3 protein-coding genes are annotated in these 5,267 nt (G+C 62.3%); 1 reads left to right on the top strand and 2 read right to left on the bottom strand.

All coding sequences use genetic code 11. From position 1 onward, the window contains the following. Nucleotides 1-10: 10 nt before the first annotated feature. The gene (locus LFM09_RS49870; RefSeq protein WP_414103695.1) at nucleotides 11-724 is read right to left on the bottom strand and encodes a hypothetical protein; all 714 of its coding nucleotides are present in this window, start codon (nucleotides 722-724) and stop codon (nucleotides 11-13) included. 827 nt (nucleotides 725-1,551) lie between these two features. Further along, nucleotides 1,552-4,185 (bottom strand): glycosyltransferase, encoded by a 2,634-nt coding sequence (locus tag LFM09_RS49865; RefSeq protein ID WP_414103694.1) that lies wholly within the window; start codon nucleotides 4,183-4,185, stop codon nucleotides 1,552-1,554. 16 nt (nucleotides 4,186-4,201) lie between these two features. Here LFM09_RS49865 and LFM09_RS49860 point away from each other — a divergent pair, with 16 nt between their 5' ends. Continuing rightward, complete coding sequence (locus LFM09_RS49860; protein WP_414103693.1) at nucleotides 4,202-4,639, top strand: hypothetical protein; 438 nt, start codon at nucleotides 4,202-4,204, stop codon at nucleotides 4,637-4,639. Nucleotides 4,640-5,267: the final 628 nt, after the last annotated feature.

The following is a 5,267-nucleotide window of genomic DNA, read 5'->3' as shown; positions in this document are numbered from 1 at the left end:
AGTAGTTCCTTCAACCCGAGTTACACCGCTCGTTTGACACACCCACCTTCTGACGTCGCGAGGCATCATATGCCTGCTCGTCGAGGTAGCCGCCGTGCTTGTGGTGAGTGGTCTTCACACCGGTGTGCACGTAGGGTGCGATGCCAACGTCGGCCAGTCGGATGCAGAACGACAGATCCTCCGAGAACGTACCAACTTCGCTGGAGATCGGGTCGAACCAGACAGGGCCATGACGGTCGAGGACTGCCAACAAAGCGTTGCGGTGGATCAGCAGACACGCGGCGCCAGTTGCGGCTACACGGACCACCCGGTCGCGGGGATAGTCGAGGACAGCCTGGAAGCCGCGACCGTGGTGGGCGTACAGCGTTGGCTGGATGTCGTAACGTTGAGTGTGGAACGGCCCGTGTTCGCTGTGCTTGAGCCCGAAGCACAACGCTCCCATCACCGGACGGTGCACCGGGTCTGCCGTGCCGACCAGTCTGTCGACGGTGTCGGGCGCGAAACCCATGTCGGAGTCCACCATCCACAGCCATTCGGTTTCGGCAGCGAGGAACTGGCGGCAGATCAGGTTGCGCCCGGCCGGGATGTCACCCGACCCCGCGACGACTCTCAGCTCCACGCCGACAATGCGCCCGGCGCCTGACATGTCTGCCAGCAAAAGGTCCCGGTAGCTCAAACCGAAGCAGGCCGACCAGGTGCCGGGATCGAGGTAGCCGACCGCCACCGACCCCGATACGACGCGGGGGTCCGTGAGCATCCGGGTGGAAGGGCGCGCCGACAGCGCAACCGAGGACTGGTCAGAGTCCACACTAGGGCCGCGCAAGATGCTAGGCATGATCGGAACCCTCCAAACTAAACGACGTCGTTCGGCGATGTTGGCCTTGGCGACTCAGCATCCGAAAGCGACGTCATTGACGCTGGGCGGGCGGACGCTCGCAAGGGAGCGATCCTCTCCCGAACAACTAACACCAAGTCGTGGCGCTGGGAAACCAACGGGGCCTTAAATGATGCCCAAGTGCCCACCGTCACAACTACCGAACCTTCGATGCTCACGCATCGTTAACGTCAGGAAACATATAGTTCCCAGCGGGCAAATCAGGATGTGACGCAGGCAACTGCGGCCGTCCGCATCCGCGGGGGAGTGTGAGAACGGAGCCCGTTCATCACGAACGGTACGACGAGTCCGCAGCATCAATCGCGCGTCAGCAGCTACTACGTCCGGTACAAGCTTCTAACCCTCGCGAGCAGGTCAAGTCCAACGCGGACAGTCCTGCGCGGAGTGCAGGCGCGCACACGGTGGCGGCGGTGGTTCTCAGGATCATGCGGGGATGCTCCTACATCGCTTTGCCCGGAAGCTACCGTCGCGATCACGGTGACAGCGTTGGAGATCCAGCTCGAAACGAGTCGCCCACCCAAGCGATCTTTACCGGTTGTCGAGCTTCGAGCCCTCGGCGCTCGCCAGACCGGGCATGACATCAGCCATCAAGCACGCCACCATGATCGGGACTTGCACCGCTCGTTTCGCAGTCCCGTATCGCAATCCGCATGCTATCACGCGAACGGCAGTTGGCCGTCAATCGCCGCTCGGGGAAAGAGCGTGCCGAGCCGACTTCTCACCTGCGTCGGCACAGGTGAGACATGCGCCAGGCCGGACTGAAACGTCGTTATAGACGAGGGCAATTCACGACCAGTAGCGGTCGCCAAGAAGACATACATTGCAGCGAACCATGCAGACAATCGCTCATCCGGATCGGAAAGCTCGTCAATGATTCCTGAAACCTGCTCCAGGTGCACAACGCCTTTAAAGTTCCATACTTGGCGATACAACTCCTGGGCGGCAGCTTTGGATACTTCCAAAACCTGGTTCTCATGATCCCGCGAGCCGACGAGTTGACCATGCCAACTCTGATCGCTTCCACATAGAATGAAATCCGCCGAGATCCGCTGAAGCTGGGATACCGTAGAAGCACCGGATCGTGCGACGTAACCCAGACGATCACCAAGTCGTTCATGAGCAATTCCACTGCGATTCACGGTCTCATACTGCGGAACCACCACTGCATCCGAAACCTTATACCTTTCTTCGTAGAGATCAACAATTGGAAGCGAATAGCGGGTTGCAAGAACACTCAGATACTCCTGAGTGGCCTTCGTTCGCGCCGCCGATGCCATTCCGGCATTGTTTACCAACCCCTTGTGGTCGGTTAGCATTGCGAAGCCGTCGACACTGAGCGCAACCCTCCGCGCCAACTTGTTCAATTTTCCGACGACACGGTTGTCGCCATCAGTGTAGACTCCGCCGAACCGATGAAGGATCTCGACGCGCGCAACATCACTAAACGCCGCATATCCAGCACCAAGTCGTCGAGCTCTTTCTGCCATCAATTCTGACCACATGGTCATCGGACTCTCAGTTGAAAAAACCTCGTCAACGTTGACCAGTCGGATCCGCGACCTGCGCGCCCATTCCAGCATCTCTGCGATCTCGCGGAACCGCCCGCGCAACGACCGGCCGGTCGCGAGCTGCACGCCTACCTCCTCAATCGCTTGCCTAGACACATCCGTCCACAGGATTACGTCGAAATCAGGATTTAACTCTGCGGCCTCCGTCATATTTTTCCGAAATTGCGCACGCGCCGCGGTGTCATCGAAGAGCGCTCCGCCGACCCAGATCGAATGAAGCAGGTGGGGGACAGACTGAACCTTTGGCCACCCCTTGCTGCTAAGCACGAGCCTGCCCCTCGAAACTCGATCTTGCCGAGAGGCCAGGTTTTTGACCTGCAACGACTCCTGACTCGGTCGCTCGTCGAACCGAGTGAGGTCGATCTTGGCAAAGAAGTCAGACCGTTTGTCGGCGTGAAGGGCATCGAAGAAGTACCCGCCAGTTGCTCTCAGGAAGTCCGGAGCAGGTTCAGTTCGGCGAATGCCGAAGGCATCCCTTCCCAGCGGCGAAACTGGGGTGCCCGGCTCGTACGGAACCACGAGCGCGCGCAACTGACCAGCAAGTTCCGATGCATCGGCGCGCCCTGTCGACCTGTCCACGGTCTGATCGATGTCCGCGATCTCACGTTCACCCGCCTCTCCCCCGTCGCCGCCTGAATTGCCGCGATGCGGGTCGATCAGCACAGTCGGCCTGTCCCCCTCCAACACTGGCGCGTGGTCGGACGTCTCGACGAGTTCCAGCTCAAACCCGTCGTCGTACTGCTGTTCCGCCCAGACCTGCTGCACGTCGCCAATCTCAAGATCATCGGGGGTGTCGCCTTGGTCGTACTGCCGGGCTTCCACCAAGAAGTCCGACGGGACGGACGCGTCACGAGTCCCGTAGACACCCGGACCGATGAGTGGAACGGGAAACTCAAGCATCTTACCTTCGACCAAGGTCGCCAGGTCCGGCAACTCGGTTGTCCGGATTTCTACCACTGGATCCCGCGCCGACTCCGGAGATGAAAGGTATGCGTCGATGTCCGATCCGAGTTCCGGCGATGGCGACATATCGAGCGCCAACAAATTCCGGAATTCACCCCGGGGCACGTCGTCAATGCCGCCGGCGAAATCCGACTCGAGACTCCGCCCAATGAAAAGATCATCTAAGACAGGGGCCGCGGAGGCAGACGGATCAGCGATCGGGCCGTCCACCTCGGTTTTCGAGGTCATGCGCGCACCGCCAAGTGGAGCGGCAGTCCAAGGCAACTGGGCGCGTGTCAGCTCGGAGACCAGGTCGCCCACCGGCAGCGAGCTGTCACCATCGCGATCAGCCTGGTAAAGGGCATGCGCGATCGGGAATCGATTCTCCTCTCGCCGTCGAACCCCACGCGCGTGCGAAGGCGCGGCGCTGCGGTACGACAACGGCAGCTGCTCCCCTGCCTGCGTGAGCAATTCTTCTGCACGGATGAGCAGAGAGACATCCTCGCCCTCCGTGCGCTTCCCGACGACCTTCTCAGAGACGAAGTCCCGGTCAGGCCCGACATCGACTCCACTGTCAGAGCGGGATTGCGACCCCACGTCCGCGAGGCCCCCAGTATCGGATTCCATCGCCGGAGCGCCATATAACAAAGAGTCCACATCGGATCGTTCACCCGAGTCGTGCTCACGGTCCGAACTTGAGCTGTCGTTCGTCGAGCTCATCGCCTTCGCCGGAGGCACCACGTCGGTCGACAGCGGCGGCACCACTGCCGGAGTGGTCACCAGGCCCGACTTTCCGGTGTTCAAACTGACGCTTCCGCTACTGGGCACCGGTACAGCCGAAGTGCTCGCCACCGTCGACGTAGCGGTACGAGCTGCGAGCTCGGATGCCTTCAGCGCGGATGCGGCCAACGACGTCTGGACCGTAGCCGACCCGGTGAGCGAAATCACCTCGGACAGCGACGGCACGCTCGGCGTGTCGTTCTGTATCGCTGCCATGGACGGCGGCGTGGTGACCGCGTCAGCCTTCGACGCTATCGGCGGCGGAATAGACGTCGACGAAGTGGGGGCAGAAGTACTGGCCGAAGTGTTCGTAGACGCATTCGTGGGAGCCGAACGGTCCGGGACAAGCCCTGTGGTCGACGTGACGGGTGCTGTCGCAACCGATGCCGGAGGCACTGTCGACTCCGGCATCGGTAGCCCGGACAGCGCGTTGTCGGACGAGTCCTGTATCTGAAGGTCCGGTGACGGCGTCGGCGACTCCACAGTGGACGTCGGCCCCGACACGGACGTGCCGACGTTGCCTGCCGACCCCTCGCCCAGACTTGAACCCTTCGTCCAGGAAGCCGGCGTGGCGGGGACGTTCGCTGGCAAGGCCGAGTTCGGGTCCACCACGTTCGACGCCGCAGCCGCAGGAGTGTTCACCACGCCGGACGACCTGGCGCTGCCCGTCCCGGACGGCCCATTGCCCGACGTGCGTGGCAGCGGCGTCCGGCCACCCTCACCAGACGTGACACCGCTACCGGCAGCACCGCTCCCACTGCCGACACCACCAGAAGACCCAGACTCGGCGTACCCGCCCTTGTCGTCATACCCGNCGGCCCATTGCCCGACGTGCGTGGCAGCGGCGTCCGGCCACCCTCACCAGACGTGACACCGCTACCGGCAGCACCGCTCCCACTGCCGACACCACCAGAAGACCCAGACTCGGCGTACCCGCCCTTGTCGTCATACCCGGTGCCCGTGCCGGTGGTGCCGGTGCCCGTGCCCGTGCCCGTGGTGCCGGTGGTGGTGCCGGTGGTGCTGCCGGTGCCGGTGCCGGTGCCGGTGGTGGTGTCGACCTTGATGTCGCCGGGGCCGTCGAG

It is taken from the genome of Lentzea alba, from assembly GCF_047445655.1.
In the GTDB taxonomy this organism is placed as follows: domain Bacteria; phylum Actinomycetota; class Actinomycetes; order Mycobacteriales; family Pseudonocardiaceae; genus Lentzea; species Lentzea alba_A.
The sequence above is the reverse complement of the archived record's forward strand: the minus strand, read 5'-3'. Positions and strand labels throughout refer to the sequence as shown.